Here is a 25313-nt window from a genome sequence, read left to right as displayed (position 1 = left end):
TCAACGCCGGAAAACCCAAACGCCTCGCCCTCGCCGCCGTCATGCGCAAAATCATCACTATCGCTAACGCCAGAATCAGAAACCCTCTCTATTCCACCCGACAAGCTCAACTGACTTGATCACGCAAGGGGGCCTTTACGGACGGATCGCTGCCTCAAACCCGTTGCATCGCGCAACGCGCTGGCCATAGTGGCGCCGCCTTCCCCTGCGTCCTCCGGAGTCTCCCATGCGTTACAACCAGCTTGGCCGGACCGGCCTTCTCGTCTCCGAATTCTGCCTCGGCGCGATGAGCTTCGGGCGCAACGACGCGCACTGGACCGGGCGCGGCCAGTATGAGCAATCGGCCGTGGACGAGGTGGTGAAGGCGGCCGTCGATGGCGGCGTCAATTTCTTCGATACGGCCAATGTCTATGGCCAGGGCACGTCCGAGGAGCGGCTGGGCCAGGCGATCCGCAATCTCGGCCTTGCGCGCGGCGATGTCGTCATCGCGACCAAGGTGATGGGACGGATGGGGCCGGCGGTGAATTCCATGGGCCTCTCGCGCCTCCATATCATGGAGCAGGTGGAGGCCAGCCTGAAGCGCCTGCAGGTCGATCATATCGACCTCTATCAGGTCCATGGTTTCGACATTTTGACGCCCGTCGAGGAGACGGTGCGCGCGCTCGACGATCTCGTGAAGCGGGGGCTCGTGCGCTATGTCGGCTGCTCCAACTGGGCGGCCTGGCAGATCATGAAGGCGCATGGCGTCGCCAAGGCGGAGACGCTGGCGCGTTTCGAGAGTTTGCAGGCCTATTACAGCCTCGCCGGACGCGGGCTGGAGCGCGAGATCGCGCCGATGCTGCTCTCCGAAGAGGTCGGCCTGATGATCTGGAGTCCGCTCGCCGGCGGCTTCCTCTCCGGCAAATATACGCGCGAAGGCGAAGGCGAAGGCCGGCGATCGATCTTCGACTTCCCGCCGGTCGACAAGGAAAAGGGCTATGACATCATCGACGCGATGCGCCCGATCGCGCAGGCGCACGGCGTCTCGATCGCACAAATTGCGCTTGCCTGGCTGCTGCACCAGCGCTGCGTCACCAGCGTCATCATGGGCGTCAGCACCTTCGATCAGCTCCGCGACAATCTGGCGGCGGGCGACATCGTGCTGAGCGACGAGGAATTGGCCGCGCTGGACGAGGCGAGCGCCCTGCCCTCCGAATATCCCGGCTGGATGCAGGTGATGCAGCGCGTCAACCGGGCGATCCCGGGTGCGCAGCCTCCGCGCTGGGGCAAATAGCGGTCAACGCGGTGACCCGGCCGGGTGGGCACTCGGCCAGGTTTTCCGTGGGAGGAACTGAGGGTCCGAACCCCAGGGAAGAGGCGGCTGCTCGATGTGGGCGATCGGGCAGCCGCGCTCCCTAGTGGTTCAGGCCTTGGCCTGAATGCGACCCTCGGGCGATCAATCGCGCCCAGCGGGCTTTGAAGGGGCGCCGGCCGAAAGGGGGAGGGAAACGGCCGGCGCGCCACAACTGCGTGCTGGGACTTCTATAACCAAATAAGGTTTCTCCGTAAAACCGATTAAAAGCCTGACATTGATCGACTGGATCGATCAAGCCGGGTAGCGCTCCGCCATATCGTCCCAGGCGGCACGGATCATCTGCTCCAGCACCGCGACATTCACATCGGCAAGCTTGTTCACATAGAGGCAGGCCTTGCCGCGCTTGTGCTTGCCGAGCCTCTCCATCAGCGCGTCGCTCGCCGGACTGTCGATGTAGAAGACCAGTTGCGCGGCGCGCGGGCTGAAGCCGATGCGGCACATGTCGCCCTCGTGACCGCTGTCATAGCGATAATGATAGCGCCCGAAGCCGATGATCGACGGCCCCCACATGGTCGCGGGTTCGCCGCTGATCCGCTCGAACAGCGGCACCAGCGCTTCGGCATCGGCGCGCCGCACCGGATGATCAACGCTGGAGATGAAGTCCGCAACGGTCCGCTCCGTCGCCTTCGTCTTGGTCCCGGCCATGAAGCTGCCTCCCATAGCATTCGCCGGCATGATTGCCCGATTTGCAGGCCATGGCAATTGCCCCCGCGTCACGCCGCTGATAGACCCCGGCCAAGCGAACGCAGGCTTTGGGGGAACGCGGCGCCATGACAGGGATCGAAGCCGTGGGCGATGCGGCGACCGGGGCAGTGATGGCCCGGGCGATCGAGCCGGCGCATGGCGAGGGCGGCGAAGCGGCGCATGGCCCCTGCCTCAATTGCGGCACGCAGCGCATCGGCAATTATTGCCACAGCTGCGGGCAGAACGGCCATCTCCACCGCACGATCAGCGGCTTCCTGCACGATATCCTCCATGGCGTCTTCCACTTCGAGGGGAAGATCTGGGACACGCTGCCCCTGCTGTTCTTCAAGCCGGGCGAGTTGACCCGGCGCTACATCGCGGGAGAGCGCGCCAAGTTCGTCTCGCCGATCGCGATGTTCCTGTTCTGCGTGTTCCTGATGTTCGCGGTGGTCGGCAGCCTCGCAGGCGAGATGCATGCGCCCGAGATACGCGAGCAGGATCGCAATCGCCCGCTCTCCGAGATCAAGCAGTCGCTCGCCAGGAACGAGGCGCAGATCAACACGCTGAAGGCTCAGATCAAAGCCGAGGAACGAGCTGGCCGCGACGCCACCGCGCTCGAAGCGAAGCTGGACAGCGTGCAGGAAGACACTGACGGCCTGAAGCTCGCACAGGGCTTCCTCGTCACCGGATCGCGCACGGGCAATTTCAAGGCGCTCGGCTTCACCACGGGCTGGGACAAGCTCGACAAGGGCATCGCGGCCGCCAACGAAAACCCCAATTTGTTCCTCTATCGGCTGCAGACCAGCGCCTATAAATATAGCTGGCTGCTGATCCCGCTCTCGACGCCGCTCGTCTGGCTGCTCTTCTTCTGGAAGCGGCAGTATAAATTCTACGATCACCTCGTGTTCGTGACGCTCTCCATCACCTTCATGCTGGTGATGGTGACGGCGCTGACCATCGCGGGCGCGCTCGGCGCGCCGGAAGGGGCGATCGCGGTCAGCGCGATGGTCATTCCGCCCCTGCACATCTACAAGCAGGTGCGCGGGGCTTATCGCAGCGGCCGCTTCACCGCGCTGATGCGCACGGGCGTGCTGATCGTCTTCGGCTTCGTGGTGCTGGTGCTCTACCTCGCCATCCTGCTCGCGCTCGGCATCATGAAGTAGCGCGGATGAACTGACGCTCGGGGGCCGCAGCTGTTGCGCTCCGCCTCCCCCCCTGTTAACCGCGCGCCGTTCCGTTTTCCCAGCCGATAGGGTTTGCCCATGTCCGATCAGATCAAGCGCGTCGTCCTCGCCTATTCCGGCGGCCTCGACACCAGCGTCATCCTGAAGTGGCTGCAGATCAATTATCGATGCGAGGTCGTGACCTTCACGGCGGACCTCGGCCAGGGCGAGGAACTGGAACCGGCCCGCGCCAAGGCGCTCAATGCCGGCGTGAAGCCCGAGCATATCTTCATCGACGACGTGCGCGAGGAATTCGTGCGCGATTATGTCTTCCCGATGATGCGGGCCAACGCGCTCTACGAAGGCCTGTACCTGCTCGGCACCTCGATCGCGCGGCCGCTCATCGCCAAGCGCCAGATCGAGATCGCCCGTCAGGTCGGCGCCGATGCGGTGTCCCACGGCGCGACCGGCAAGGGCAATGATCAGGTCCGCTTCGAGCTCAGCTATTATGCGCTCCAGCCGGACATCAAGGTGATCGCGCCCTGGCGCGAATGGGATCTGACCAGCCGCACGCGCCTCATCGAATGGGCCGAGCAGCATCAGATCATGGTGCCCAAGGACAAGCGCGGCGAAGCGCCCTTCTCCACCGATGCCAACATGCTGCACACCTCGTCCGAGGGGAAGGTGCTGGAGGATCCGTGGGAGGAAGTGCCTGACTATGTCTACTCCCGCACGGTCAATCCCGAGGACGCGCCGGACAAGCCGGAATATATCACGGTCGATTTCGTGGCAGGCGACGGCGTCGCGCTCAACGACAAGAAAATGTCGCCCGCGACGCTGCTGGAAGCGCTCAACGAGCTTGGCCGCAAGCATGGCATCGGCCGGCTCGATCTGGTCGAGAACCGCTTCGTCGGCATGAAATCGCGCGGCATGTACGAGACACCGGGCGGCTGCATCTATCATCTCGCCCATCGCGGCATCGAGCAGCTGACGCTCGATCGCGGCGCGGCGCATCTCAAGGATGAGCTGATGCCGCGCTATGCCGAGCTGATCTACAACGGCTTCTGGTTCTCGCCCGAGCGTGAAATGCTGCAGGCGGCGATCGATCACAGCCAGGCGAAGGTCACCGGCACCGTCCGCCTCAAGCTCTACAAGGGCAATGTGATCGTGGTCGGCCGCAAGTCGCCGCATTCGCTCTACAGCGAGAAAGTGGTGACATTCGAGGATGATGCGGGGGCGTATGACCAGCGGGATGCCGCTGGCTTCATCAAGCTGAATGCGTTGCGCCTCCGTTTGCTCGGTCGGCGCGACGGGTGATGTCGGATCGACCGCCTAATTGGTGGTCGATCCCCACAGCAGCAGCAGAACCATCGCCACCAGTGCGAGCACCAGCGAGATGGTGAGGACATAGCGCACGATATGCGGCGTGCTGCCGGCGCGCGCATCGTCCGTATTCTTGTGGACTTCCTGCTCCATGATCGGCTCCTTTCCTGCACGGACAACGCGCAGGGGCGCCGCCAGTTTCAGCCGGCGCCAGCGGCAACGCTTATTTGAAGGCACCCTCGCGCAGGTTGATGCCATGCTCCAGCCAGGCCTTGAGCGCGCAGATCATCTGCGTCCAGCCCATGCAATTGCCGTAGGAGCCATTGAGTCCGGTCTGCGTCTCGCGCCAGCCATGCTCGGTCACGGAAATGAGCGTGCGGCCGTCATCGAGCGGCTCGAAGATCATCGTCACTTCGGTCTTGTAGTCGACGTCAACGAGGGGCGCGCCTTCGGACACGCCTTCATTGGCTTGCCAGCGGAAGACGATCTTCCGATCCTGCTCCACCTCCACCACCTCGACCGGAAACGCGCCCGGGAAGTCGTGAAAATCCCACATCACCGTCGCACCGGTGTCCATTCGCCCCTTGGCGCCGCCGGTCGTGAAATAGCGCGAGAGCTGATCGGGGTCGGCCACGGCCTCGAACACGTCATGCACAGGCCGCGCGATCCGGATCGACACCTGGAATTGGAGGTCCATCGGGCATCTCCTCTTGAGTCGCATCTAATTATGTTATAAATATATAACATGTCAATCAGCGACGCTCATGACCGCGTGTTCAAGGCGCTCTCGGCTGCGGTCCGCCGCCAGATCCTCGACGATCTGCGCGACCAGCCGCTGACCACGGGCACGCTCTGCACGCATTTCCCGGATCTGGACCGCTGCACGGTGATGCAGCACTTGAAGGTGCTGGAGGAGGCCGACCTCGTCATCGTCGTGCGGCGCGGGCGCGAGCGCTGGAATCATCTCAATCCTCTGCCGATCCACGAGATCCACGAGCGCTGGATCGGCCCTCATGCCGCGCGGGCGGTCGCAATGCTCGGGCGCCTCAAGGCCGATCTGGAGCGCTGATGCGCCCGGCTGCGAATTTTTGCGGCTATCGGGACATGAAATTGTCGTCACGCATTGGTAAATTGGCCCGTGTCCCCACCATGAGGAGTCTTGCCATGACCGATGCGCCATCCACCGCCTGGTCCGTTCCGCGCTCCAATCTGGACCAGCTTTTCCACCTCTGGACGATGCCGATGCAGATCGGCCTCGATTTCCTGCACACCAGCACCGAAATGGCCCTCGCCGCCTTCCCGCGCGCCGAGGAAGCGGCCCAAAAGGCCGAAGAGACGGTGAAGGAGGTCGCGCGCGAGGCGGAGGAGCAGATCGCCAAGATCGACGAAGGCGGCGAGACGATCCCGACCCCCGCCGCACTCGTCAGCTAACGGCCGCCTTGCCCAAATCAAATCACCGCTCGCCCTGAGTCTCGCGCTACGCCGGCGCGCCGTCCGTCTCATAGAACATCATCGCATTGTCGTCAGGGTCGTAGAAGGTCAGCAGTTTCACGAGACCGGGAATATGCTGGATGTCGCCATCGGTGCGCACACCATGCTCGGCGAGCATCGCCTGCGCCGCCACGATGTCCGTCACGCCCCAGGTCGGCACCGCGCCGCCCGGCATGACCGTTTCCGACTCGCTGAAGCCGACATTGACCTTGCCGACCGGCGTCGCAAGCTCGCACCAGGCCATTTGCTCGGCGCGATAGAGCAACGTGAAACCCAGCACCGTCTGATACCAGGCGATCGTGCGGTCGAGATCGGTCGCTCGCATCGACAATGTCAGCCCGCCATCGAAATCCACTGCCATCGCGTTTCTCCCATCCCTTGAATCGCTCTGACGGAAAGTATAGTAGCTTTATTATGTCGTCAATCGCCTCCCCCGAGCTGCTGATCGCGCTCAGTCGTCATCGCTGGGCAGTGCCGGTGCTGGCGCATATGGCGGCGCATCGCGGCGGTCGCTTCGCGGAAATGGCGAACCGGCTCGGCATCCCGCGCGACAGCCTCAAGCGCACGCTAGCCACCCTGATCGAGGAAGGCTGGATCGCGCCCAATCCCGGTCACGGCCATCCCCTGCGCCCGGACTATCTGCTGAGCGATGCCGGTCATCGTGTCGCCCTGGCTTGCCGGACCATTGCCGATGCGCAGACGCAGGCGGGCATGCCACCGGAAGCCGTCACGCGCTGGTCGCTGCCGCTGCTGCACCTGATCGACACCGGAGAGGCGCGCTTCAACCGGCTGGAACGCGCCATGGCGGGCGCGACCCCGCGCGCCGTCGCCGCGAGCCTCAAGGCGCTCATCCGGCACGATCTGGTTGCGCGGGAGGTGGTCGCGGGCTTCCCCCCGTCCAGCGCCTATCGGCTTACCCGCCGGGGGGAGACCGTGGCAAAGGCGCTTTGCTGAAACCTGCTGCCGGCCAAGCTCTGCCTTCGCCAGCTTGACCGCCAGTGCTATGGTGCGATCGAGCGCCTAGTTTGGGAAACATCGCATGAGTCTGATCGCGCCGTCCGTCATCTGGGCCATCGATTTCGGAGACGGCAGGGGCCATGTCTGCCCGGCCGGGACGATCGGGTGCCTGGCCGAGCGCGGAACGTCCGCTGGCTGCACCTGAGCCTCGCCGATCAAGTCACGCGCGGCTGGATCGCCCAGCAGGAGATGCTGCCGGAGGAGCATGGCGCGGCGGGAACGGTAGTGGCGGGCTTCCTTGGCCATGCTCGCTTCCGGTGCGGTCTACTGGGTTCTGCGGTCCATGGGGCTCGACGGACGGAATTGAACCCACGCCCGAAACGTCAGCCCTTCGCGCGATAGCCGGCCTCAGCCACGGCCATATAATCGCGCGTGATCGGCAGCGTGTGGCGATTGCGGACATATTGGAGCTGGTAGATCGTCTGGCTGCCGAAGTGGAAGCCGGACGCAGACGCCGCCAGATAGAAGCTCCACATGCGATAGAAGCGTTCGTCATAGAGGGCGACGATCTTGTCCTTCGCATCGACCACGCGGCCATACCAGTGGCGCAGCGTGTGATAATAATGGAGCCGCAGCACTTCGCAGTCGGTCAGCAGCAACTTGTTGGGCTCGCTGCCTTCCAGGATCTCGGACAGCGCGGGTGCATAGCCGCCGGGGAAGATGTACTTCCGCGTGAAGCCGTCGGTCGAAGCCGGGCCATCAAGCCGCCCGATCGTGTGGAGCAGCATGACTCCGTCCGCGGCCAGCAGATTGTGGCAGGTGCGGAAGAACTCGCGATAATGCCGCGCGCCGACATGCTCGAACATGCCGACCGAGACGATCCGGTCGAACGGGCCGGACACATCGCGATAGTCGATCAGCTCGAACTTCACCCGATCGGCGACGCCTGCTTCCTGCGCGCGGCGACGCGCGACCTTGAGCTGCTCTTCGGACAGGGTGACGCCGAGCACGTCCACGTCCGCGACGCGATTGAGATAGAGCGCCATGCCGCCCCAGCCGCAGCCGATGTCCAGCACGCGCTGGCCCGGCGCGAGGGCTAGCTTGGCGGCGATATGCGCCTTCTTGTCGATCTGCGCCTGCTCCAGGCTCACCGTCTCGGGATCGGTGAAATAGGCGCAGCTATATTGCCGGTCCTTGTCCAGGAAGAGATCGTAGAGATCGTCCGACAGGTCATAATGATGCGCGACATTGGCTTTGGAGCGATCGCGCTTGTTGAAATTATCGTGCCAGTGCTTGAGCCGCTCTGCGGTGCGGATGACGACGCCTGGCTCCTCCAGGCGCTTGTTGCTCTCGAGCGGGGCGTTGCCCGAGACCAGCATGAGCAGATCCCAGATGCTGCCCTGATCGACGACGAGCTTGCCGTCCATATAGCCTTCACCGGCACCGAGGGCCGGATTGGTGACGATAGCACGGGCAGCGGCGTCATCGGTGAACCGGATGGCCACATCGGGCCATGTCGCGTCGGCCGAGCCGACCTTTTCCACCGTGCCATCGGCGTAGGTGATGCTCAGAGTGCCCCGGCTGATGACCTTGCCGAGCAGACGTGTCAGGACCTTCATGGCGGCTTTTATAGCGAGGCGTTTCGGGTCGTCACCCCCTCATATGATGCACCAGCCGCGCTCAGATGCCGGCATACCATTCATAACCGGCGACATCTTCCCAGAAGCCGCCCTTGCCGCCCCGAATCGTCGAGAGGTCCGCGACGGCCTCGATGCCGCTCAGATACTTGGCGTGCTTGTAGCCCAGATGCCGTTCCACCCGCAGGCGCAACGGCGCGCCGTTGCGCACGTGCAGCGGCTTTTCGTTCAGCGCGAAGGCGAGGATGGTCTGCGGATGCAAGGCGTCGACCATGTCGATGCTCTCATAATAGGTCGCACCGCCGCCCATATCGTCCATGCAGTGGAAGACGAGATATTTGGCGCGCGTCGAAAGCTGCGCCGCGTCCAGCACGGCCTTGAGCGGCACGCCGCGCCAGGTGCCGATCGCGCTCCAGCCCTCGACGCAATCATGCCGCGTGGTCTGGACGCGGTGCGGCATGGCATGGAGCTGGGCGAGGCTGATCGACAGCGGCCGCGCGACCATGCCGCCGACGCGCAGGCGCCAGTCCAGGAAATCGCTGCGCCAGAGCGCCTTGTAGGCCTCCGTATTGGGATTGAGCGTGCCATTGCCGCGGAAGAAGCGCGAGCGCTGGTCCGGCCGGAACTCGCGTGCCAGCGCCTGTCGATCCTGCAACGAGCGTTGCAGCCATTTGTGCATGTTCTCGGCCGAGAACAAAACCTTGCGGAAGCGTTCGTCGCGCGCGAGGCTGTCACAGCCGGAGAGCAGCCCGGCGGCGCTGGCGGTCAGGCCGGTGATGAGACTGCGGCGGCTGACGATCGGGCTGTTCATGGCTTGCGCTCCCGCGGCAGGCGATACCGGCCGGTGATCATCGAGCGCAGCTCGTTGAACGGCCCGGCGAGCAAGACCATCAGGATATGCACCACGAAGAAGGCGACCAGCAGCCAGGCCGCGATGAAGTGGATCGAACGGGCCGACTGACGGCCGCCGAAGAGATCGATCAGCCAGGGCCAGGCCGCGTTCATGCCAGGCGACATGGCGAGGCCGGTGAAGATCATGACAGGCAGCAGCACGAAGATGACGCCGATGTAGCTCGCCTTCTGCAGCACATTGTAGCGCAGTGCCGCCGCCGCCGTCGGGAAGCGCAGGCGCGCATGCTCCCTGATGTCATGCCAGACATGAGCGGGCTTCAGCTCGCCGCGCCGGAAGGCGATGTCGCGCCCGATATGCCGGTTGACGAGGCTCCAGAGCATGTAGGCAAGCAAGGCGAAAGCGAAGATCAACGCGATGCTCAGATGCCAGCGCCGCGAGAGTGCAAGGTCGTAGCTGGCCGGCAGCGTCCAGAGCGCGCCGAAACGGTTCAACTCCAGCCAGGCATGATCGAAATTCGCGCCATATTGCCCCCAATAGAGCCGGGGGTGCGCATTGAAGATGCCGAGGCCGCTGGCGAACAGCACATAGAGGCAGAGCGCATTCAGCCAATGCCATAGCCGGGTCGAGAGACGATGGCGCTTGACCAGTGCGCCGGGCGCGGCCGCTTCCGCCTCTGCCGTCACGATGTCGCCCTCCTGTGCCATGGCCGCATGATCCTCCATCCAGCCACGCGCGTCCAGCCGCATCGGACGCATGAAATCGATGCCGGCCGGTCATGTCGCCCTTTCATCGTGCGCTCCCCGTGGTTATCCGTCGGCCCGATGTACGGAGACGGACAGGATGAGCGAGCGCAATTTCCACAGCTATCGCCCGGCAGACGGGCACGGCCTCGCCCATGATCCGCTGAATGCCCTCGTTGCGCCACGCCCGATCGGCTGGATCAGCACGCTCAGCGCCGCCGGCATCCCCAATCTGGCGCCCTACAGCTTCTTCAACCTGTTCTGCTATCGCCCGCCGATCGTCGGCTTTTCCTCCGGCGGCGAGAAGGACAGCCTCACCAATGCCCGCGAGACCGGCGTGTTCGTCTGGAACCTCGTCAGCCGCGATCTCGCCGAGGCGATGAATGCCAGCTCCGCCAGCGTACCGCCCGAGGTGAACGAGTTCGATATGGCCGGACTCGACATGCTCCCCGGGGTGGACGTGCTCGTCCCGCGCGTCGCGGCAAGCCCCGTGCAGTTCGAGTGCCGCGTGACGGAAATCCTTCCGCTCAGGACGCTTGCCGGCCCGGCGAGCAGCTACACGATGGTCTTCGGCGAAGTCGTGCGTATTCACATCGATCCGGCGCATATCGTCGATGGCGTCTATCGGACGACCAGCCCCGTCCCGGTCGCGCGCGGCGGCGGCATAGGCGACTATTTCGAGATCCGCCCCGACACCGGATTCCAGATGGACAGGCCGCGCTGAACATGCGGCCCAAATGCCGGATCACCGTCTTCGTCCTCGCTTGAACGCGCACGAGATGGTATGTGAGCATCGCGGGATGACGGTTGACCGACCGGAAGCGCTGCAAAACACGACAAGCTGCTCAGCGCTCACGCCGCCCGCTTACGTTCGTCGCGAACAACGTGGGAGAAGGATCATGCGCAACAGTCTGAAAGTCGCTCTGCTCGCCATGACGGCAGTTACGCTCGCCGTACCGGGCCAGGCCGCCGTCTTCGTCTTTTACGGTCATGCGGACGGGTTGCAGGAAGTGGCGCCCAATGCCTCGCCGGGCACTGGCTTTGCGCTCGTCACCTATGACGACCTGCTTCGCACGCTCCGGCTCGAAGCCGAATTTTCCGGCCTGATCGGTACCACGACGGCCTCGCACATTCATGTCGGCAACGGCCCGGGCACCAATGGCGGCGTCGCGACGCAGACCCCGAGCTTTGTCGGCTTTCCCCTCGGCGTCACGGCAGGCAGTTATGACCAGACCTTCGATCTGACGCTCGCCTCGAGCTTCAACGCAGCCTTCATGAACGCCAATGGCGGCACCCCCGCGGGCGCCGAGGCAGCGCTTGCCATGGCCCTCAAGGCGGGCCGTGCCTATCTGAACATTCACAGCACGGCCTTTCCGGGTGGCGAGATCCGGGCAAACCTGATCCCGACGCCGGAACCGGCAAGTTGGGCGATGATGATTGGCGGCTTCGCGCTGGCAGGCGCGGCGTTGCGGCGACGGTCGCTGAACGTTCGCTTCGCCTAGCCGAACGCCCGCAGGAAAAACACGATCGTCGTCCCGCCGGTCACCGCGAGCGTCCACCAGCGCACGACCGTGCCGTTGAGTCGCCGGCCGACCTGCGCGCCGAGCCAGCCGCCCGCAAGGCCCCCGGCCATCATCGGCAGGCAGGCAGCCCAATCGACCAGCCCGAAGCCGATGAAGACCAGCGCGGCGGCGACATTGGCGAGCATCAGCATGAGCGTGCGCAGCGCGAACATCTCGCGCGCGCCGACGCCGGCGAGCAGGCCGTAGATCGCCGTGGCGATCAGCCCGACGCCCCCGCCGAAATAGCCGCCGTAAATGCCGAGCAGGCACTGCGCGACGATGAATGTGCGAACGCCGATCGTGACGCGCGCATGCAGCCAGGCGCCGACCCGCCGCCCGAACAGCATGACGAGAAAGGCGAACAGCAGCAGCCAGGGGATGATGAGATCGAAGGCATCGCTCGGCGTCAGCACCAGCAGCAGGCTGCCGACGAAGCCGGTGAAGAAGGTGATCGCTGAAAGCACCCGCCAGTCGATCCCGCCGAGCGGGCCGAGCTCGTCCCGATAGGTCCAGCTGCTCGCCGCAGAGCCGGGCACGAGGGCGACGTTCGAGGTCGCGTTCGCCATATTGGCGGGAAGGCCGATCGCGATCAGCGCCGGCAGGGTCGCGAAGGTGCCGCCGCCCGCCAGCGCATTCATCGCCCCGCCCAGCATCCCGGCACCGGCAGCAAGCGCGAGGGCAGCGGCGTCGATCATGCCCGGAGCTTAGCCGAGCGCTGCCTGCTTCTCTTCGGCGAGCCGGTCCAGCTCGGCGCGGCTCTTCTTCTCGCTGGCGGACTTGAGCTGCCCGCAGGCCGCCATGATGTCCCGCCCGCGCGGCGTGCGCACCGGCGCGGAAATGCCTGCCTCGAACACGATGCTGGAGAAGCGCTTGATCCGCTCCGGCGTCGAGCATTCATAGATCGCACCCGGCCACGGATTGAACGGGATCAGGTTCACTTTCGCCGGCAGCTTGTACTGCTTGATCAGCCGGACCAGCTCGCGCGCATCCTCGTCGCTGTCATTCTTGTCCTTGAGCATCACATACTCAAAGGTGATGCGCCGCGCATTGTTGGCCTTGGGATAATCCGCGCAGGCCTGCAGCAGCTCCTCGATGCCATATTTGCGATTGATCGGAACGATCTCGTCGCGGACTTCCTTGGTCACGGCGTGCAGCGAAACGGCGAGATTGACGCCGATTTCCTCGGCGGCGCGGGCCATCATCGGTACGACACCGCTGGTCGAGAGCGTGATACGGCGCTTGGAGAGAGCCAGCCCGTCGCCGTCCATCACGACCTTGAGCGCATCACGGACATTCTCGAAATTATAGAGCGGCTCGCCCATGCCCATCATGACGATGTTGGTGAGCAGGCGGCCATCCGCCGTATAGTGCCGGCTGTCGTCCTCATCCTCGTCAACGTCGCCGAAGCCTGACATCGTCCCGCGCGGCCATTCGCCCAGCGCATCGCGCGCCAGCATCACCTGCCCGACGATCTCGCCCGGCGTCAGGTTGCGCACCAGGCGCATCGTGCCGGTGTGGCAGAAGCGGCAATTGAGCGTGCAGCCGACCTGCGAGGAGACACACAGCGTGCCCCGGTCCGCATCCGGGATGAACACCATCTCGTAATCCTGCCCGTCGTCCGAGCGGAGCAGCCATTTGCGCGTCCCGTCCGAGGAGACCTGCGCCTCGACCACATTGGGCCGGCCGACGACGAAGCGCTCGGCCATCCAGACGCGCATCGGCTTGGCAAGATCGGTCATCGCCTCGAAATCGGTGACGCCGCGATGATAGAGCCAGTGGAACAGCTGCTTGGAACGCAGCTTGGCCTGCTTGTCGTCCAGCCCGGCCGTGCTCAGCTCTGCCTTGATCTGCGGGCGCGAAAGGCCAACGAGATCGACCCGGCCATCCTCGCGCGGGGTAATGGCGCGCGGCACCGGCACGGGATCGACATGGCCGGGAATCGGCATGAGAGGTGTCGCTGCTTCAGGCATGGGCGCGCATATAGGGTCAATGGTGGTTTTTGGCCAGTGGGTGGCGCGGGCTGCTGCGCGCAGGGCATTCAGATGCGACTTCTTCGCCATCAGACGTCGCGCTCCAGCAGATGGGCGAACATCACCCGGCCCGCCGGCCTGCGCGCGCCGATGAGGTTCTCATAGCCGAGATGGGAGCTCAGCGCACGAATCATTGTCTCGCCTGACAGGCTATTTGACGAACCGCCGGAAATAGCTCGTCTCGTTCCAGTGCGGCCGCTCCGGCGTGTTCGCGATGCGCTGCACCAGTGCCGTCACGAACTGGTTGAGCTTGACGCCCTCTGTCTTCAGCACCGGCTGGTCGAGCTGGTCCTGCGGCGAGTGATAGATGTTCGCGCGCCAGGCCCGCTCGGTCGCTTCCTCCGGCGTGCCGCGCGCAAAGCCATATTTGGGGAAGAGCGCAGGCACGCCCTGGCGGATGAAACTGTACTGATCGGAGCGGGTGAAGGCATTGCGGTCCGGCAGCGGATCGGGGACGATCGGCAGGCCCATCGCGGCGCCGACCGCCCTGGCATCCTCGCCGAGCGAGCTTTCCTCAAAGCCGAGCGGAGAGACGCTGGTGAGCGGGAAGATCGGCAGCGGCATGTCGAGATTGATGTTGGCGACCAGCGAGGCGGCCGGCACGGTCGGGCGGCGGGAGAAATAGCGCGAGCCGAGCAGGCCCTTCTCCTCCGCCGTGACGATGGCGAGGATGAGGGATCGCTTGGGCGCCTTGCCTTTCTTCAGCACTTTCGCCGTCTCGATCACGCTGGCGACGCCGATCGCATTGTCGAACGTGCCGTTATAGATCGTGTCGCCTTTGACCGGCTCGCCAATGCCCAGCCCGTCGAGATGCGCGGAGAGCACGACATGCTCGGCCTTGAGCTTCGGATCGCTGCCCGGGATGAGGCCGATGATGTTGGCGCTGTGAACAGACCGGGCCTCCGAGGCGATCGTCGCGGCGAAGCGGCCGGGCAGCGCGAAGGTCGGCACCGGCTGCGAGGCATCGGACAAGGCGGAGAGGGCGGCGAAGCTGTGTCCGGATCCGGCGAACAGTGCCTCGGCTTTGGCCGGCGAGAGGGTCGCGGACATGAACGGCACGGAGACGTCGCGCAGCGCCGTGTCCGCCAGATACATGGACGGCTGGTAGCTGATCCCGACTTGCCGCTCCCAGACGATCTCCACCTGCCTGGGCGTCGTCACCGCGATGATGCCGATCGCGCCGCGCGCGGCGAGCAGCTTGGCGCGGTCGGCGCGCGCATCGGACTTGAGCGCGCCGGAAATGTTGGCGGGGCCGCCCGAAACGACGACCACGACCTTGCCCTTGACGTCCAGCCCGGCAAAATCGTCATTGCCAGCCTCGGGGATGGAGAGGCCATAGCCCGCGAACACCAGAGGCGCGTCGACCGTCTTCGGCATCGCGAAGCTGCCGCGGAAATAGAGATCGGTCGGGACGGCGAGCACCACGTCGCCCGACGGCGCCTTCAAGGTCGCGCTGCTCGCCTTGGGATCGAAGCGCTGCTCGATGAAGTCGATCGGCTGGAGATAGCCCTTCGTGCCGGCGGGCTTCACGCCGATCTTCTCGAACTGCGCGATGACGTAAGCCGCCGCGCGGTCGTAGCCGGGCGATCCGGTCAGCCGGCCTTCCATGCCATCATTGGCGATGGCCTCGACATGCGCCCACCAGGCATCGATCGCCGCCTGGCTCGGCTCGGGCGGGGCAGCGAGCGCCGGTGCGGCAAGGAGCAGCGCGAGCGGAAACAGTCGGGGGGAGAGGATCAAGCCATTGCTCCGGAATGGAAAAGGATGGCCCATGCTGGGGCGACACGCGCGAACCTGTCAATGGCGCGGAATGCGTATGAAGAGTTCATTCCAAAGCTCGTCACTCGGGGACGTTAAAGCCTTGGCGGTGTCGGACGATTGGGCCTTTCCTACAGCATTTCCCGCATGGCATGAGCGATCGGCTCTTTGAAAACCGCATCTCAAACCTGATTTCGGCAGATTTCCGGGATTTCGCAAATCCCCGAGATTTTGCCCGACCCAATAACCTTCGTAACCTTCGAAAAAAAATTGCGCGGATTTGTTCCTATTGCGTCCGCCCCCCTCCCGCCTCTCGCGACAGTCGGAGAATGGTTCAATCAGCTCAGCGCCCACTCCACCGCCGCCTGCGCATGAAGGATGGTCGTGTCGAGGATCGGCACAAGCGCGTCGTCCGGCCCGACCAGCAGGCCGATCTCGGTGCAGCCGAGCACGATGGCATCGGCCCCGTCGCCCGCGAGCTGCTCCATGATCTCCTTATAGGCCTTGCGCGAGCTTTCCTGGATCCGTCCGGCGACCAGCTCCTCGTAGATGATGCGGTGGACTTCGCTGAGGTCCGGCTCCTCGGGCACCAGCACCTCGATGCCGGCTTCCTCCAGCCGCTCGCGATAGAAGCTCTGTTCCATCGTGTAGCGCGTGCCCAGCAAGCCGATCGTCTCGATCTCCAGCTCGTCCAGCGCCAGTTCCAGCGGCTCGGCGATGTGCAGCAGCGGGATGGAGATCGTCGCCTCGATGGCGTCGGCGCAGCGGTGCATCGTGTTGGTGCAGAGCAACACGACGTCCGCGCCCGCCGCCTCCACATCCTGCGCGGCCTGCGCCATCATCGCATCGAGCCCGACCCAGTCGCCCGCGCGCTGCAATAACTCGACCGGCGCGAAATCCAGCGAGCGCAGCACGATGTCTGCGGAGGCATGGCCGCCCAGCCGTGCCCGCACGGACTGGTTGATCAGGCGATAATAGATGGCGGTGCTTTCCCAGCTCATGCCGCCGATGAGGCCGATGCGTTTCATTTGATCCTCGTGCAACCCAGTGCCGCCGCGTCGATCGCCGTTGCGGCGCCGCGCAGGTCGTATCGATCGGTGAAGCCGCCGCCCGCCTTCGCCCGGCCCGAGACGGTCATCGCGCGCCCGGAGCGCATGGCGGCAAGGATCGCGGCGTCGGCGCGCCGGTCGGCCGCCCAGACGTCCGCCCCGCCGCCGCTCATCGCGAAGCGCTGGTCCCCCACGGTGAGCGTCGCCCCCGTGCCGGGCGCGAGCTGATGGCTCAGGCGCAGACTGACCTGCCCGCGCAGACCCCGGCGCGGCCAATAGCCGATCGAGGCGAACGGCCGCCACGGCGACTTCTCCCAGCCGCCCGCGAGCGGCTGCGCGATGGCGAAGCAGCGCGCCTGCTCGGCATCGCGAAACGCCCCCCAGCGCTGGAACACGCCCAAGACGTCACGCGCACCCGCCGCCGCCGGAAGCAGCAGTGCGGCGCAGGCGGCAAGCGGCAGGAGGAAGCGCGACATCATGGACCGCGACAAAGCGCAAAGTGGCCGCCAAGACAAGCGTCATCGCGGCCATGATCGCGCGCCGGGAGCGCAGGCCGATCGACGGGGACTCCGGCTTTTTGGGCCTGCTCTCTTGCCCCCTCCGGCAATTTCGATATGGAAAGATGCTCCATGAGCGGATGCGCGATCCGACTCCAACAACCTGATAGAGAAACGGACTCCAGAGGGATGAAGGCCACTATCGAACGTGCGACGCTGCTCAAGAGCCTTGGACATGTCCAATCGGTCGTCGAGCGCCGCAACACCATCCCCATCCTGTCCAACGTGCTGATCGATGCGAGCGGCGACGGCACGATCAAGCTGATGGCAACCGATCTCGATCTCCAGATCGTCGAGAATGTGCAGGCGCAGGTCGAGGTACCCGGTGCCACCACCGTCTCGGCGCACACTTTGTTCGACATCGCGCGCAAGTTGCCCGAAGGCAGTCAGGTGCGTCTGGAAGCGGCCGACGGCAAGATGCTCGTCCAGGCCGGCCGCGCCCGTTTCAACCTGCAGACCCTGCCGCGCGACGACTTCCCGATCATCGCCGAGGGCCCGCTGCCGACCAGCTTCGAGCTGCCGGCCGCCGCGCTCGTCCAGATCATCGACAAGACGCGCTTCGCCATCTCGACCGAAGAGACGCGCTATTATCTGAACGGCATCTTCCTGCACGTCGCCGAGGATCCCGCCCCGGTGCTGAAGGCCGCCGCGACCGATGGCCATCGCCTCGCCCGCGTGACCGTGGCCCGCCCGGACGGCGCCGAGGGCATGCCGGACATCATCATCCCGCGCAAATGCATCGCCGAGCTGCGCAAGCTGCTCGACGAGGTGGACGGCAGCGTGCGCATCGATCTCTCGCCCACCAAGGTCCGCTTCGATCTCGGCAATGCCGTGCTCACCAGCAAGCTCATCGACGGCACCTTCCCCGATTACAGCCGCGTCATCCCCACGGGTAACGACAAGCTGCTCAAGATCGACCCGCGCAGCTTCGAGGAAGGCGTGGACCGCGTCGCGACCATCGCCACCGAGAAGACCCGCGCGGTCAAGGTGGCGGTCGAGAAGGACAAGATCACCCTCTCGGTCACCAGCCCCGAGAATGGCACCGCCGCCGAGGAAGTGCCCGGCGACTATGCCGCGACACCGATCGAGATCGGCTTCAACGCGCGCTATCTGCTCGATATTCTCGGCCAGATCGAAGGCGACAGCGTCGAAGTCCACCTCGCCGACGCCGCCGCGCCGACCCTGATCCGCGAGGACGAGAAGGCGCCGGCGCTCTATGTGCTGATGCCGATGCGGGTGTGATTTTGGGGCTGGCGCGCTCGCTCAGGCGACCGCCGGGTTCGGACTGGTCACTCTCGCTTGGCCCGCCGTCGGATGAGCGACCGGCTGGCTTTCACGAGCGGCCCCTCACATCGTGAGCCGTTCCCCGGCGGAGGCCGGGGTCCAGACTCAGCGCAAAGCGCCGAATGCACGCTCTCGCGTGCGTTGTTTCCTTTAGGACTGGACCCCGGCCTTCGCCGGGGAACAGAAAGTGAGGCAATGTCGGTTTTAAGGTCGCATCCCGGCAGTCCGCTCCCACACGATTTGGACGGTTAGCCGTCCGTCGGCTCCGGCACCCATTGAACGTCGCAGACCCTGCCTCTGACCTTCACCAGCCACCAGTCACTCATCGTTGTCACATAACCAATGCGACAATTGCTGATTGAGCCATCGATATGCTGCAGTTCGATATTGCCGCCGCCTTCGCACGCACGAACTTGCCCGACAAACCACTTCCCCGAAGCCAAAAGGGTCTTTGGCGGCTGATCGCACAGCGTGAGAACCGCCTTGACGACCGGCCGATCAGCTTCCGAGGTGTCTACGACGAAGTTGTGGTCTGTTGCAGAGCAGGCCCCAAGCATAAGGGCAGCAAAAACGGTACCTCTGTTCACGAGGCTTGTATGACCGTTGCTCGCTTCGCCCACAAGATTATCGATCCGATAGGCGGCTCTACCCCCTGCTCGCCGCCACCATATCCTCAACCCGCACGAACTTCTCGCGCGGCGCGCCGCTACGGGCACGCTCGACTTCGGCGATGTCGATCTTCTGCCAGTCGCGGAACGTCACGATGGCGAGGCCGCGTGCCTCGATCAGCGCATCGAGCCCTGCCCTGCCCTGCTTGCCTGCCGCCTCGGGCTGGTCCTTGGCGATTTCCTCGGCGATCATGAAGCCGTCCGGCTTGTTGGTGCCGATCGTGCCGGTCGGCCCGCGCCGTGCCCAGCCGACGCAATAGAGGCCGGGCCTTATGCGCCCTTCCTCATTGGCGAAGCGGCCGCGCTGCTCGTCATAGGGAACGTCCGGGATCGGCGAGGTGCGATAGCCGATGCAGCTGATGATGAGATCGGCGGGGATGCTGTGCGTCGCGCCGGTGCCGACGGATTCGCCATTGGCGCCGAGCTGCGTGTCCTCGATCACCAGCCGCTCCGCCTTGCCGTCGCCCTCGACGCGCACGGACTTCACGAAGAAGTCGAAGCGGATCGGCACGGCCTTTTCGGGATGGTCCTGGGCGAATTCCCGCAGCAAGTTCACGGACTTGCGCTGCCCCGGCTCCAGCACGGCGTCGCTTTCCGGCGGCGGCAGATCGGCAGGATCGACATGGACCGAGGCCCGCGCCAGATGCCCCAGCTCGCCCAGCTCCTTGGGCGTCATCGCGATCTGCTGCGGTCCGCGCCGGCCGAGAATGGTGATGGACCGCGGCTGCGCGGTCGAGAGCCGCTGATAGGCATGCTCCACGATGTCGCTGCCCGCGAACTCATCCGCGCTCTTCGCCAGGATGCGCGCGCAATCGAGCGCGACATTGCCGTTGCCGATGATGACGATGTCGCGTCCGTCGATATCGGGCGCGAGAGCGGCGAAATCGGGATGGCCGTTATACCAGCCGACGAAGGCGGCGCTGCCGATGACGCCGGGCAAATCGTCGCCCGGCACACCGAGCGGCCGGTCGGAGGGCGCGCCGGTCGCCAGCACGACGGCATCGTAGAGCGACAGCAGTTCGGCGATGCTCACATCCTGGCCGATGCTGAGCTTGCCGACGAAGCGGACAGTATCGGTCAGCGCGACCTGCTCGTAGCGCCGGGCGACCGCCTTGATCGACTGATGATCGGGCGCGACGCCGGAGCGGATGAGGCCGAAGGGGACCGGCAGCCGATCGATGATGTCGATGCGGACATCGTCGCCGAACTGCTTCTGGCAGGCCTCCGCCGTGTAATAGCCGGCCGGCCCGGAGCCGATGATCGCGATGTGGCGCATGGCGCTCCTCCCTGGGACTCGATTGCGTGCAATCGGTCGGTTTCGGGCAGCCTAGCCGCGCGGTCAGGTCGCGCAAGCACGCAATTCTCCGCAAGTATTCGGCAAGCACGCGCAAGACGATGTAAAATCGATCTCTTGCCGTTCGCTGCTAACCATTCTGCAAGGGATCCCGTGGCATCGCCGCCGCATGAGCTTCGTCCGCCCCAAGACCCAGCCAGCTCCCGACAACAGCACGGACTGGTACGCCATGATCGGCGCGGCGGACGAGCATGATGGCGATTCCGTCGAGCTGCTTGCCCGCGCGATCCGGCTGATCGCGACGAGCTGGCCATTGCTCATGGTCGCGCGCGCGGTGCTGCTCTGCCAGGCGGTGGGCTGGCATCAGATCGCCCATGCCATGCCGCATTGGGAATTCATCACCTTCCTTGCCGCGTTGACAGTCATCGACGCCGCGATCCTCATCGTGCCGCGCATCCGCGGTTTCTCGGCCTTGTCGCCCAATCAGCAGCTGATCATCGCCGCGCCATTCGTCGCCATTGCCAGCGCCCTCTTCACCACCTCGGCCGCCGCGATCCTGGGCGAGAATGCCTTCAAGCTGATGGTCGTTACCTTGACGCCCGCGCTGCTGGCGGTCGCCATATTCGGCCGCCAGCGCCTGCTCAGCATTGCCTACGGCATTGGCGGCATCATCGCCTTCGTCAGCAATATCCCGATCATGGATCTGCTGACCCCGCTGATCATCTTCGCGACCGGCGTCTGCCTCGTCATGGCGGTGGAATTCCGCATCAGCCGCAGCGCCACCGCGCATATCCGCAGCACCGGCCTTACCGGCGATCAGGCGCGCGCTTTCCTTGTCGATCTGGAACAGACCGGGCGCGGCTGGTTCTGGGAGACCGACCGCGTCGGCAACGTCGCCTATCTTTCGGACACGCTCGCGGCGCAGCTCGGCCGCAAGCCGCAGGACATTGTCGGCCAGCCCTTCTCCGCGCTGATCGCGCCGCCCGAGCCCGGCGCCGCCGGCGAAGGCCAGCGCACGCTCGGCTTCCATTTCTCCGCCCGCACCGCCTTTGCCGAGCTAGCCGTCCAGGCGGCCGGCGCGGGCGAGGAGCGCTGGTGGTCGCTCTCCGGCCAGCCCGTGGTGACGCCGTTCGGCCAGTTTCTCGGCTTCCGCGGCAGCGGTTCGGACCTCACCGAAATGCGGCGCTCGCAGGCCGAGATCGCGCGCCTCGCCAAGTTCGATTCGCTCACCGGCCTCGCCAATCGCGGCCAGATGCTCGCGACGCTGGAGCAGGCCCTGACCGATCAGCGCGGCATGCCCAATGAATGCGCGCTCTTCCTGCTGGATCTCGATCGCTTCAAGGAAGTGAATGACACGATGGGCCATCCGGCCGGCGACGCCCTGCTCTGCCAGGTCGCGCAGCGGCTGCTGCGCCTCGTGGGGACGAGCGGCAAGGTCGGGCGCCTGGGCGGCGACGAATTCAAGATCGTCCTCCCCTCGATGACCGACAAGGGCGACCTCTCGAAGCTGGCCGACGCGATCATCCACACGCTCTCACAGCCCTATTCGATCGACGGTAGCCAGGTGATCATCGGCGTGTCGATCGGCATCGCCATCGCGCCCGGCGACGGCAAGACCGCCGAGACGCTCATCCGCAATGCCGACCTCGCGCTCTATGCCGCGAAGGCCGATGGGCGCGGGCTGTTCCGTTGCTATGCCCCCGCCATGCATGCCGATGCCGAGGAGCGGCGGCAGCTGGAGCAGGACCTGCGCCATGCGATGGTCTCCAACGGCCTGCATCTCGAATATCAGCCGGTCGTCTGCGCCAGCACCGAGCGCGTCACCGGTTTCGAGGCGCTGATCCGCTGGCGCCACCCGACCAAGGGATCGATCTCGCCCGCCGATTTCATCCCCATTGCGGAGGAAGCCGGGCTGATCGGCACGATCGGCGAATGGGTGCTGCGCACCGCCTGCTGCGACGCCGTCCAGTGGCCGGAGGGCACGCGCGTCGCGGTCAACGTCTCGCCGATCCAGTTCGCTAACCCGGCGCTGCCGTCTCTCGTCATGCGCGCGCTCGCCAATGCGGGCCTCTCAGCCAGCCGGCTCGAGCTGGAGATCACCGAGGGCGTGTTCCTGGCCGACGGCAGCAATACCGACACGATGTTCGCGGCACTCAAGAATATCGGCGTGCGGCTCGCGCTGGATGATTTCGGAACCGGCTATTCGGCGCTCGGCTATCTGAAGACCGCGCCGTTCGACAAGATCAAGATCGACCAGAGTTTCGTGCGCGGCGCCGCTATCAAGGGCAGCCGCAACGCCGCGATCGTCAAGTCCATCGTGAGCCTCGCCGAGGCGCTCGGCATGGAGACGACCGCGGAAGGCGCTGAAACGCTCGACGAGCTGGCGCTGATCCGCTCGCTGGGTTGCAGCCATGTTCAGGGCTATGTTTACGGCCGCCCCGCATCCGCCGAGGCGACCATCACATTGCTGCAGGACCGCGAGGGCTATGCCAAGGCCGAAGGGCATAAGGCCAGCCGCGAGCAGCGGATGGCCATGCTCCGCTCGGTCACGCTCGGCCATGACGGCCATGCCTATCCGGCGCGCATCCGCAACATCTCCAGGCAGGGCGCAATGGTCGAGGGCTTGCTCGATGTGCCCGTCGGCACGGTTTTCGAGATCGACTTCGGCAAGAATTACATCGTGAGCGGCACATGCCGCTGGTCGCATGAGGACCGGATGGGCATCGAGTTCGCCCAGGCCGTCGAGATCGAGAGGCTGCGCGCACCGGCCGAGAAGGAACGCAGCGCGGTCACGACCGACGCGATCGACTATTATCGCGACAAGTGGAAGCAGGCGAGCTGATCGGCTTCCGGGCTGAATATCGATGCAGCCTGGCTCGCCGCACGATCCGGGCAGGGCATATCGACAGGCTGCAAAGGCGCCGATAAGAACCGGTTCCGTGAGCCCGCTGGAGATCATCGCCGTCATTCTCGGATTGGCGAACATCGCCCTGATCGTCCGGCGCAGCCTGTGGAACTATCCGTTCGGCATCGCGATGGTCTCGCTCTATTTCTTCATCTTCATCGAGGCGCGGCTCTACAGCGACGCGCTGTTGCAGATCTTCTTCCTCGTCCTGAACCTCTATGGCTGGCTCAACTGGTCCGGCGCGCGCACGCAGGACGAGGGCGTCCCGGTGCGCTGGCTGGGCATGCCGGGCTTTCTCGTCTGGGCGGCCGTCGGCATCGCGACCAGCGCTCTCTGGGGCTGGCTCATGCACCGGCAGACCGATGCCGCCGCGCCTTATTGGGATGCGGGCGTCGCGATGCTCAGCATCGTCGCACAACTGCTCATGGCGCGGCGCTATATCGACAACTGGACCTTCTGGATCATCGTCGATTGCCTCGCCATCCCGCTCTATTGGACGAAGGGGCTGCATCTCACGGCCGGCCTCTACATCGTCTTCCTGCTGTTCTCGCTGGCCGGACTGATCGAGTGGATGCGCGCCCATCGGAAGAGCCGGATCGCGATCGCATGAGCCTGCCATCGGTCGTCCTGCATGGGCCGGAGAGTACCGGCAAGTCGACGCTGGCCGAGCGGCTGGCGGCGCATTTCGGCACGGTCTGGGTGCCCGAATATGGCCGCGCCTATTGCGAGAAGCACGGGACGGATCTCGTGCCCGACGATCTCGTCACCATCATGCATGGGCATGTCGAGGCGCGCGAGGCGCTGGCGCCGCAAGCGCGCGGCCTGCTGTTTCAGGACACCGACCCGATCATGACCGCCGCGTGGAGCATGATGCTCTTCAGCCACCGTATCCCCGCGCTCGATGCCTTTGCCGATGTCGGCCAGCTCTATCTGCTGATGGATATCGATCTGCCGTGGATCGGCGACGAGGTGCGCATGTTCTCCGAGCGCGCGGAGCAGGAGCGCTTCTTCGATCTCTGCCGGGCCGAGCTGGAGCGGCGCGATCTCCCCTGGGCTCTGATCTCGGGCGAGCAGGACGAGCGGTTCGACAGTGCGCTCGGCGCGATCGCCCGCGCCGGGCTCATCCCCGCCTGAGCCGCGCAAGGAAAAGGGCGAGCCCGCAGGCTCGCCCTTTCGCATGCCGATCCGGCGACTGGCTTATTTGGTCGCGCGGGGCGCCGCCGCCGCTGCATCGGCCGGCAGGCCGCCGAGCTGGTCGACCAGCTTGGTGTAAGCATCGAGATAAGCAAGGACGATAACCTGACCGATGTCGGTGTTCTGATAGCCGCCGCCAGCCGCGCCGGCGAAACCGCCCCACCAGCCCGCGCCGCCACCGGCGCCGAAGCTCAGATCCGACTTGCGGGCATAGCCCTCGGTCAGCGCTTCCTCGACCGTCGTGCGCGCATTGACGATCGACAGCGTGACGTTCGCCTCGCTCTTCTTGATGTTGATGCCGCCGGCGATCGCGCCGAACGTGCTGCGACCGAGGAAGCCGCCGAGCACCCCGCCCAGCGCATTACCGCCGCTGTTCTTGTTCGTGGTGACGATATTCGGCTCGATGAAATAGTCGGCCGCCTTGACCTGACCCTTGCCGAGGTTCGAGCCGCCCTGCAGTTCGCCCTGATCGGCCATGGCGCGCTCCATCGCGCGGCTCTGCATCGAGCGGCCGCGGTTGACGAGCGTGAAGCAGCCGGACTGCTGCACGAAGATGCGCAGGATCGCCTCCGGGCTGCCGAGATTCATCTCGCGCCACCACTGGTTCTCCGGCTCGACGATCGCGATCGTGCCGAGCTTCTTGTAGCACTTCGGGATTTCCTGCGTGCCCTTGGTCTGGTCCTGACGGCCCGACGAGCCCTTCTTGTTGTCCACGGCCAATGCCGGCTGCGCCACGACTGCGAGCGCGGTCGCCGCGACCAGGAACTTGATCGAACCCTTCATTTTCCACCTACCCCTATGAAAATCGCA

Annotated in this window: 28 protein-coding genes; 13 read left to right on the top strand and 15 right to left on the bottom strand. The window is 65.2% G+C overall.

The genetic code is table 11. From position 1 onward, the window contains the following. Positions 1-226 precede the first annotated feature (226 nt). Complete coding sequence (locus tag KM135_RS18730) at positions 227-1273, top strand: aldo/keto reductase (RefSeq protein WP_221715595.1); 1047 nt, start codon at positions 227-229, stop codon at positions 1271-1273. Positions 1274-1585: 312 nt separating this feature from the next. Here KM135_RS18730 and KM135_RS18725 read toward each other — a convergent pair whose 3' ends face one another. Continuing rightward, on the bottom strand, positions 1586-2029 hold the full coding sequence (locus tag KM135_RS18725; RefSeq protein WP_343228230.1) for a DUF1801 domain-containing protein: 444 nt from the start codon (positions 2027-2029) through the stop codon (positions 1586-1588). A gap of 95 nt (positions 2030-2124) precedes the next feature. Between KM135_RS18725 and KM135_RS18720 the strand changes: the two genes are divergently transcribed. Continuing rightward, a complete protein-coding gene (locus tag KM135_RS18720) occupies positions 2125-3201 on the top strand; it encodes a DUF3667 domain-containing protein (protein ID WP_221715594.1) in 1077 nt (358 codons plus the stop codon). Positions 3202-3300: 99 nt separating this feature from the next. Beyond that, positions 3301-4518, top strand: a complete 1218-nt coding sequence (locus tag KM135_RS18715; RefSeq protein WP_221715593.1) for an argininosuccinate synthase — start codon at positions 3301-3303, stop codon at positions 4516-4518. A gap of 15 nt (positions 4519-4533) precedes the next feature. Here KM135_RS18715 and KM135_RS18710 read toward each other — a convergent pair whose 3' ends face one another. Continuing rightward, positions 4534-4677, bottom strand: a complete 144-nt coding sequence (locus tag KM135_RS18710) for a hypothetical protein (RefSeq protein WP_221715605.1) — start codon at positions 4675-4677, stop codon at positions 4534-4536. 70 nt (positions 4678-4747) lie between these two features. Then, a complete protein-coding gene (locus tag KM135_RS18705) occupies positions 4748-5221 on the bottom strand; it encodes an SRPBCC family protein (RefSeq protein WP_221715592.1) in 474 nt (157 codons plus the stop codon). 48 nt (positions 5222-5269) lie between these two features. On the opposite strand from KM135_RS18705, the gene KM135_RS18700 reads away from it, so the two are divergent. Both KM135_RS18700 and KM135_RS18695 read left to right on the top strand, forming a co-directional pair. Then, complete coding sequence (locus KM135_RS18700) at positions 5270-5593, top strand: ArsR/SmtB family transcription factor (RefSeq protein ID WP_221715591.1); 324 nt, start codon at positions 5270-5272, stop codon at positions 5591-5593. A gap of 95 nt (positions 5594-5688) precedes the next feature. Further along, positions 5689-5955: a hypothetical protein gene (locus KM135_RS18695; RefSeq protein WP_221715590.1), complete on the top strand. Its 267-nt coding sequence runs from the start codon at positions 5689-5691 to the stop codon at positions 5953-5955. A 46-nt stretch (positions 5956-6001) separates the two neighbouring features. Here KM135_RS18695 and KM135_RS18690 read toward each other — a convergent pair whose 3' ends face one another. Then, entirely contained in the window at positions 6002-6376 is a 375-nt protein-coding gene (locus KM135_RS18690; RefSeq protein WP_221715589.1) for a VOC family protein, read from the bottom strand. Positions 6377-6429: 53 nt separating this feature from the next. Between KM135_RS18690 and KM135_RS18685 the strand changes: the two genes are divergently transcribed. Both KM135_RS18685 and KM135_RS20090 read left to right on the top strand, forming a co-directional pair. Beyond that, on the top strand, positions 6430-6969 hold the full coding sequence (locus KM135_RS18685) for a winged helix-turn-helix transcriptional regulator (protein ID WP_221715588.1): 540 nt from the start codon (positions 6430-6432) through the stop codon (positions 6967-6969). An 85-nt stretch (positions 6970-7054) separates the two neighbouring features. After that, entirely contained in the window at positions 7055-7177 is a 123-nt protein-coding gene (locus tag KM135_RS20090; RefSeq protein ID WP_281422211.1) for a hypothetical protein, read from the top strand. Between the two features lie 178 nt (positions 7178-7355). Here KM135_RS20090 and KM135_RS18680 read toward each other — a convergent pair whose 3' ends face one another. From KM135_RS18680 to KM135_RS18670, 3 genes are all read right to left on the bottom strand, one after another. Next, a complete protein-coding gene (locus KM135_RS18680) occupies positions 7356-8591 on the bottom strand; it encodes an SAM-dependent methyltransferase (RefSeq protein ID WP_221715587.1) in 1236 nt (411 codons plus the stop codon). 61 nt (positions 8592-8652) lie between these two features. Beyond that, positions 8653-9420 carry a molybdopterin-dependent oxidoreductase gene (locus tag KM135_RS18675; protein ID WP_221715586.1) on the bottom strand — a complete coding sequence of 256 codons (768 nt, stop codon included), beginning with the start codon at positions 9418-9420 and terminating at the stop codon, positions 8653-8655. Further along, on the bottom strand, positions 9417-10166 hold the full coding sequence (locus KM135_RS18670; protein WP_221715603.1) for a cytochrome b/b6 domain-containing protein: 750 nt from the start codon (positions 10164-10166) through the stop codon (positions 9417-9419). The genes KM135_RS18675 and KM135_RS18670 overlap by 4 nt, the downstream gene beginning before the upstream one ends. A gap of 136 nt (positions 10167-10302) precedes the next feature. Here KM135_RS18670 and KM135_RS18665 point away from each other — a divergent pair, with 136 nt between their 5' ends. Next, on the top strand, positions 10303-10926 hold the full coding sequence (locus tag KM135_RS18665; RefSeq protein WP_221715585.1) for a flavin reductase family protein: 624 nt from the start codon (positions 10303-10305) through the stop codon (positions 10924-10926). A 175-nt stretch (positions 10927-11101) separates the two neighbouring features. Continuing rightward, positions 11102-11704, top strand: coding sequence for a CHRD domain-containing protein (locus KM135_RS19900; RefSeq protein ID WP_246606348.1), 603 nt, complete (start codon positions 11102-11104; stop codon positions 11702-11704). Here KM135_RS19900 and KM135_RS18655 read toward each other — a convergent pair. From KM135_RS18655 to KM135_RS18635, 5 genes are all read right to left on the bottom strand, one after another. Continuing rightward, positions 11701-12459, bottom strand: a complete 759-nt coding sequence (locus tag KM135_RS18655; protein ID WP_221715584.1) for a sulfite exporter TauE/SafE family protein — start codon at positions 12457-12459, stop codon at positions 11701-11703. The genes KM135_RS19900 and KM135_RS18655 overlap by 4 nt on opposite strands. Before the next feature lie 9 nt (positions 12460-12468). Next, positions 12469-13734: a dual-specificity RNA methyltransferase RlmN gene (gene rlmN / locus KM135_RS18650; protein WP_221715583.1), complete on the bottom strand. Its 1266-nt coding sequence runs from the start codon at positions 13732-13734 to the stop codon at positions 12469-12471. Between the two features lie 210 nt (positions 13735-13944). Next, complete coding sequence (locus KM135_RS18645) at positions 13945-15534, bottom strand: M28 family peptidase (protein WP_246606347.1); 1590 nt, start codon at positions 15532-15534, stop codon at positions 13945-13947. A gap of 356 nt (positions 15535-15890) precedes the next feature. Beyond that, positions 15891-16580 (bottom strand): aspartate/glutamate racemase family protein, encoded by a 690-nt coding sequence (locus KM135_RS18640; RefSeq protein ID WP_221715581.1) that lies wholly within the window; start codon positions 16578-16580, stop codon positions 15891-15893. Continuing rightward, a complete protein-coding gene (locus KM135_RS18635) occupies positions 16577-17077 on the bottom strand; it encodes a hypothetical protein (protein WP_221715601.1) in 501 nt (166 codons plus the stop codon). The genes KM135_RS18640 and KM135_RS18635 overlap by 4 nt, the downstream gene beginning before the upstream one ends. A 210-nt stretch (positions 17078-17287) precedes the next feature. Between KM135_RS18635 and dnaN the strand changes: the two genes are divergently transcribed. Next, positions 17288-18400, top strand: a complete 1113-nt coding sequence (dnaN, locus tag KM135_RS18630) for a DNA polymerase III subunit beta (RefSeq protein ID WP_221715580.1) — start codon at positions 17288-17290, stop codon at positions 18398-18400. A 290-nt stretch (positions 18401-18690) separates the two neighbouring features. Here the strand turns inward: dnaN and KM135_RS18625 are convergent, their stop codons facing one another. Both KM135_RS18625 and KM135_RS18620 read right to left on the bottom strand, forming a co-directional pair. Next, complete coding sequence (locus KM135_RS18625; protein ID WP_221715579.1) at positions 18691-19029, bottom strand: hypothetical protein; 339 nt, start codon at positions 19027-19029, stop codon at positions 18691-18693. Positions 19030-19087: 58 nt separating this feature from the next. Further along, positions 19088-20386: an FAD-dependent oxidoreductase gene (locus KM135_RS18620; protein WP_221715578.1), complete on the bottom strand. Its 1299-nt coding sequence runs from the start codon at positions 20384-20386 to the stop codon at positions 19088-19090. Positions 20387-20573: 187 nt separating this feature from the next. Here KM135_RS18620 and KM135_RS18615 point away from each other — a divergent pair, with 187 nt between their 5' ends. The 3 genes from KM135_RS18615 to KM135_RS18605 all read left to right on the top strand — a co-directional run bounded on the left by KM135_RS18615 (position 20574) and on the right by KM135_RS18605 (position 24443). After that, positions 20574-23246 carry an EAL domain-containing protein gene (locus KM135_RS18615; RefSeq protein ID WP_221715577.1) on the top strand — a complete coding sequence of 891 codons (2673 nt, stop codon included), beginning with the start codon at positions 20574-20576 and terminating at the stop codon, positions 23244-23246. A gap of 97 nt (positions 23247-23343) precedes the next feature. After that, positions 23344-23919, top strand: a complete 576-nt coding sequence (pnuC, locus tag KM135_RS18610) for a nicotinamide riboside transporter PnuC (protein ID WP_221715576.1) — start codon at positions 23344-23346, stop codon at positions 23917-23919. Continuing rightward, positions 23916-24443, top strand: coding sequence for an AAA family ATPase (locus KM135_RS18605; protein WP_246606346.1), 528 nt, complete (start codon positions 23916-23918; stop codon positions 24441-24443). Before pnuC ends, KM135_RS18605 begins: the two co-directional genes overlap by 4 nt. Before the next feature lie 63 nt (positions 24444-24506). Here the strand turns inward: KM135_RS18605 and KM135_RS18600 are convergent, their stop codons facing one another. Further along, positions 24507-25286 carry a CsgG/HfaB family protein gene (locus tag KM135_RS18600; protein ID WP_221715575.1) on the bottom strand — a complete coding sequence of 260 codons (780 nt, stop codon included), beginning with the start codon at positions 25284-25286 and terminating at the stop codon, positions 24507-24509. Positions 25287-25313 lie beyond the last annotated feature (27 nt).

Origin of the sequence: Sphingobium xanthum (assembly GCF_019737615.1) — a bacterium.
Taxonomy (GTDB): domain Bacteria; phylum Pseudomonadota; class Alphaproteobacteria; order Sphingomonadales; family Sphingomonadaceae; genus Sphingobium; species Sphingobium xanthum.
Note: the sequence above shows the minus strand (reverse complement) of the source record. Positions and strands in the feature narration are given on the sequence as shown.

Coding starts and splice junctions, on each gene's coding strand:
- dnaN (WP_221715580.1), top strand. CDS start 17,288: ATGAAGGCCACTATCGAACGTGCGACGCTGCTCAAGAGCCTTGGACAT.
- KM135_RS18675 (WP_221715586.1), bottom strand. CDS start 9,420: ATGAACAGCCCGATCGTCAGCCGCCGCAGTCTCATCACCGGCCTGACC.
- rlmN (WP_221715583.1), bottom strand. CDS start 13,734: ATGCCTGAAGCAGCGACACCTCTCATGCCGATTCCCGGCCATGTCGAT.
- KM135_RS18725 (WP_343228230.1), bottom strand. CDS start 2,029: ATGCCGGCGAATGCTATGGGAGGCAGCTTCATGGCCGGGACCAAGACG.
- KM135_RS18695 (WP_221715590.1), top strand. CDS start 5,689: ATGACCGATGCGCCATCCACCGCCTGGTCCGTTCCGCGCTCCAATCTG.
- KM135_RS18600 (WP_221715575.1), bottom strand. CDS start 25,286: ATGAAGGGTTCGATCAAGTTCCTGGTCGCGGCGACCGCGCTCGCAGTC.
- KM135_RS18710 (WP_221715605.1), bottom strand. CDS start 4,677: ATGGAGCAGGAAGTCCACAAGAATACGGACGATGCGCGCGCCGGCAGC.
- KM135_RS18605 (WP_246606346.1), top strand. CDS start 23,916: ATGAGCCTGCCATCGGTCGTCCTGCATGGGCCGGAGAGTACCGGCAAG.
- KM135_RS18670 (WP_221715603.1), bottom strand. CDS start 10,166: ATGGCACAGGAGGGCGACATCGTGACGGCAGAGGCGGAAGCGGCCGCG.
- KM135_RS18655 (WP_221715584.1), bottom strand. CDS start 12,459: ATGATCGACGCCGCTGCCCTCGCGCTTGCTGCCGGTGCCGGGATGCTG.
- KM135_RS18715 (WP_221715593.1), top strand. CDS start 3,301: ATGTCCGATCAGATCAAGCGCGTCGTCCTCGCCTATTCCGGCGGCCTC.
- KM135_RS18730 (WP_221715595.1), top strand. CDS start 227: ATGCGTTACAACCAGCTTGGCCGGACCGGCCTTCTCGTCTCCGAATTC.
- KM135_RS18705 (WP_221715592.1), bottom strand. CDS start 5,221: ATGGACCTCCAATTCCAGGTGTCGATCCGGATCGCGCGGCCTGTGCAT.
- KM135_RS18720 (WP_221715594.1), top strand. CDS start 2,125: ATGACAGGGATCGAAGCCGTGGGCGATGCGGCGACCGGGGCAGTGATG.
- KM135_RS18700 (WP_221715591.1), top strand. CDS start 5,270: ATGTCAATCAGCGACGCTCATGACCGCGTGTTCAAGGCGCTCTCGGCT.
- KM135_RS20090 (WP_281422211.1), top strand. CDS start 7,055: ATGAGTCTGATCGCGCCGTCCGTCATCTGGGCCATCGATTTCGGAGAC.
- KM135_RS18620 (WP_221715578.1), bottom strand. CDS start 20,386: ATGCGCCACATCGCGATCATCGGCTCCGGGCCGGCCGGCTATTACACG.
- KM135_RS18680 (WP_221715587.1), bottom strand. CDS start 8,591: ATGAAGGTCCTGACACGTCTGCTCGGCAAGGTCATCAGCCGGGGCACT.
- KM135_RS18685 (WP_221715588.1), top strand. CDS start 6,430: ATGTCGTCAATCGCCTCCCCCGAGCTGCTGATCGCGCTCAGTCGTCAT.
- KM135_RS18635 (WP_221715601.1), bottom strand. CDS start 17,077: ATGTCGCGCTTCCTCCTGCCGCTTGCCGCCTGCGCCGCACTGCTGCTT.
- KM135_RS18665 (WP_221715585.1), top strand. CDS start 10,303: ATGAGCGAGCGCAATTTCCACAGCTATCGCCCGGCAGACGGGCACGGC.
- KM135_RS18640 (WP_221715581.1), bottom strand. CDS start 16,580: ATGAAACGCATCGGCCTCATCGGCGGCATGAGCTGGGAAAGCACCGCC.
- KM135_RS19900 (WP_246606348.1), top strand. CDS start 11,102: ATGCGCAACAGTCTGAAAGTCGCTCTGCTCGCCATGACGGCAGTTACG.
- KM135_RS18690 (WP_221715589.1), bottom strand. CDS start 6,376: ATGGCAGTGGATTTCGATGGCGGGCTGACATTGTCGATGCGAGCGACC.
- KM135_RS18615 (WP_221715577.1), top strand. CDS start 20,574: ATGAGCTTCGTCCGCCCCAAGACCCAGCCAGCTCCCGACAACAGCACG.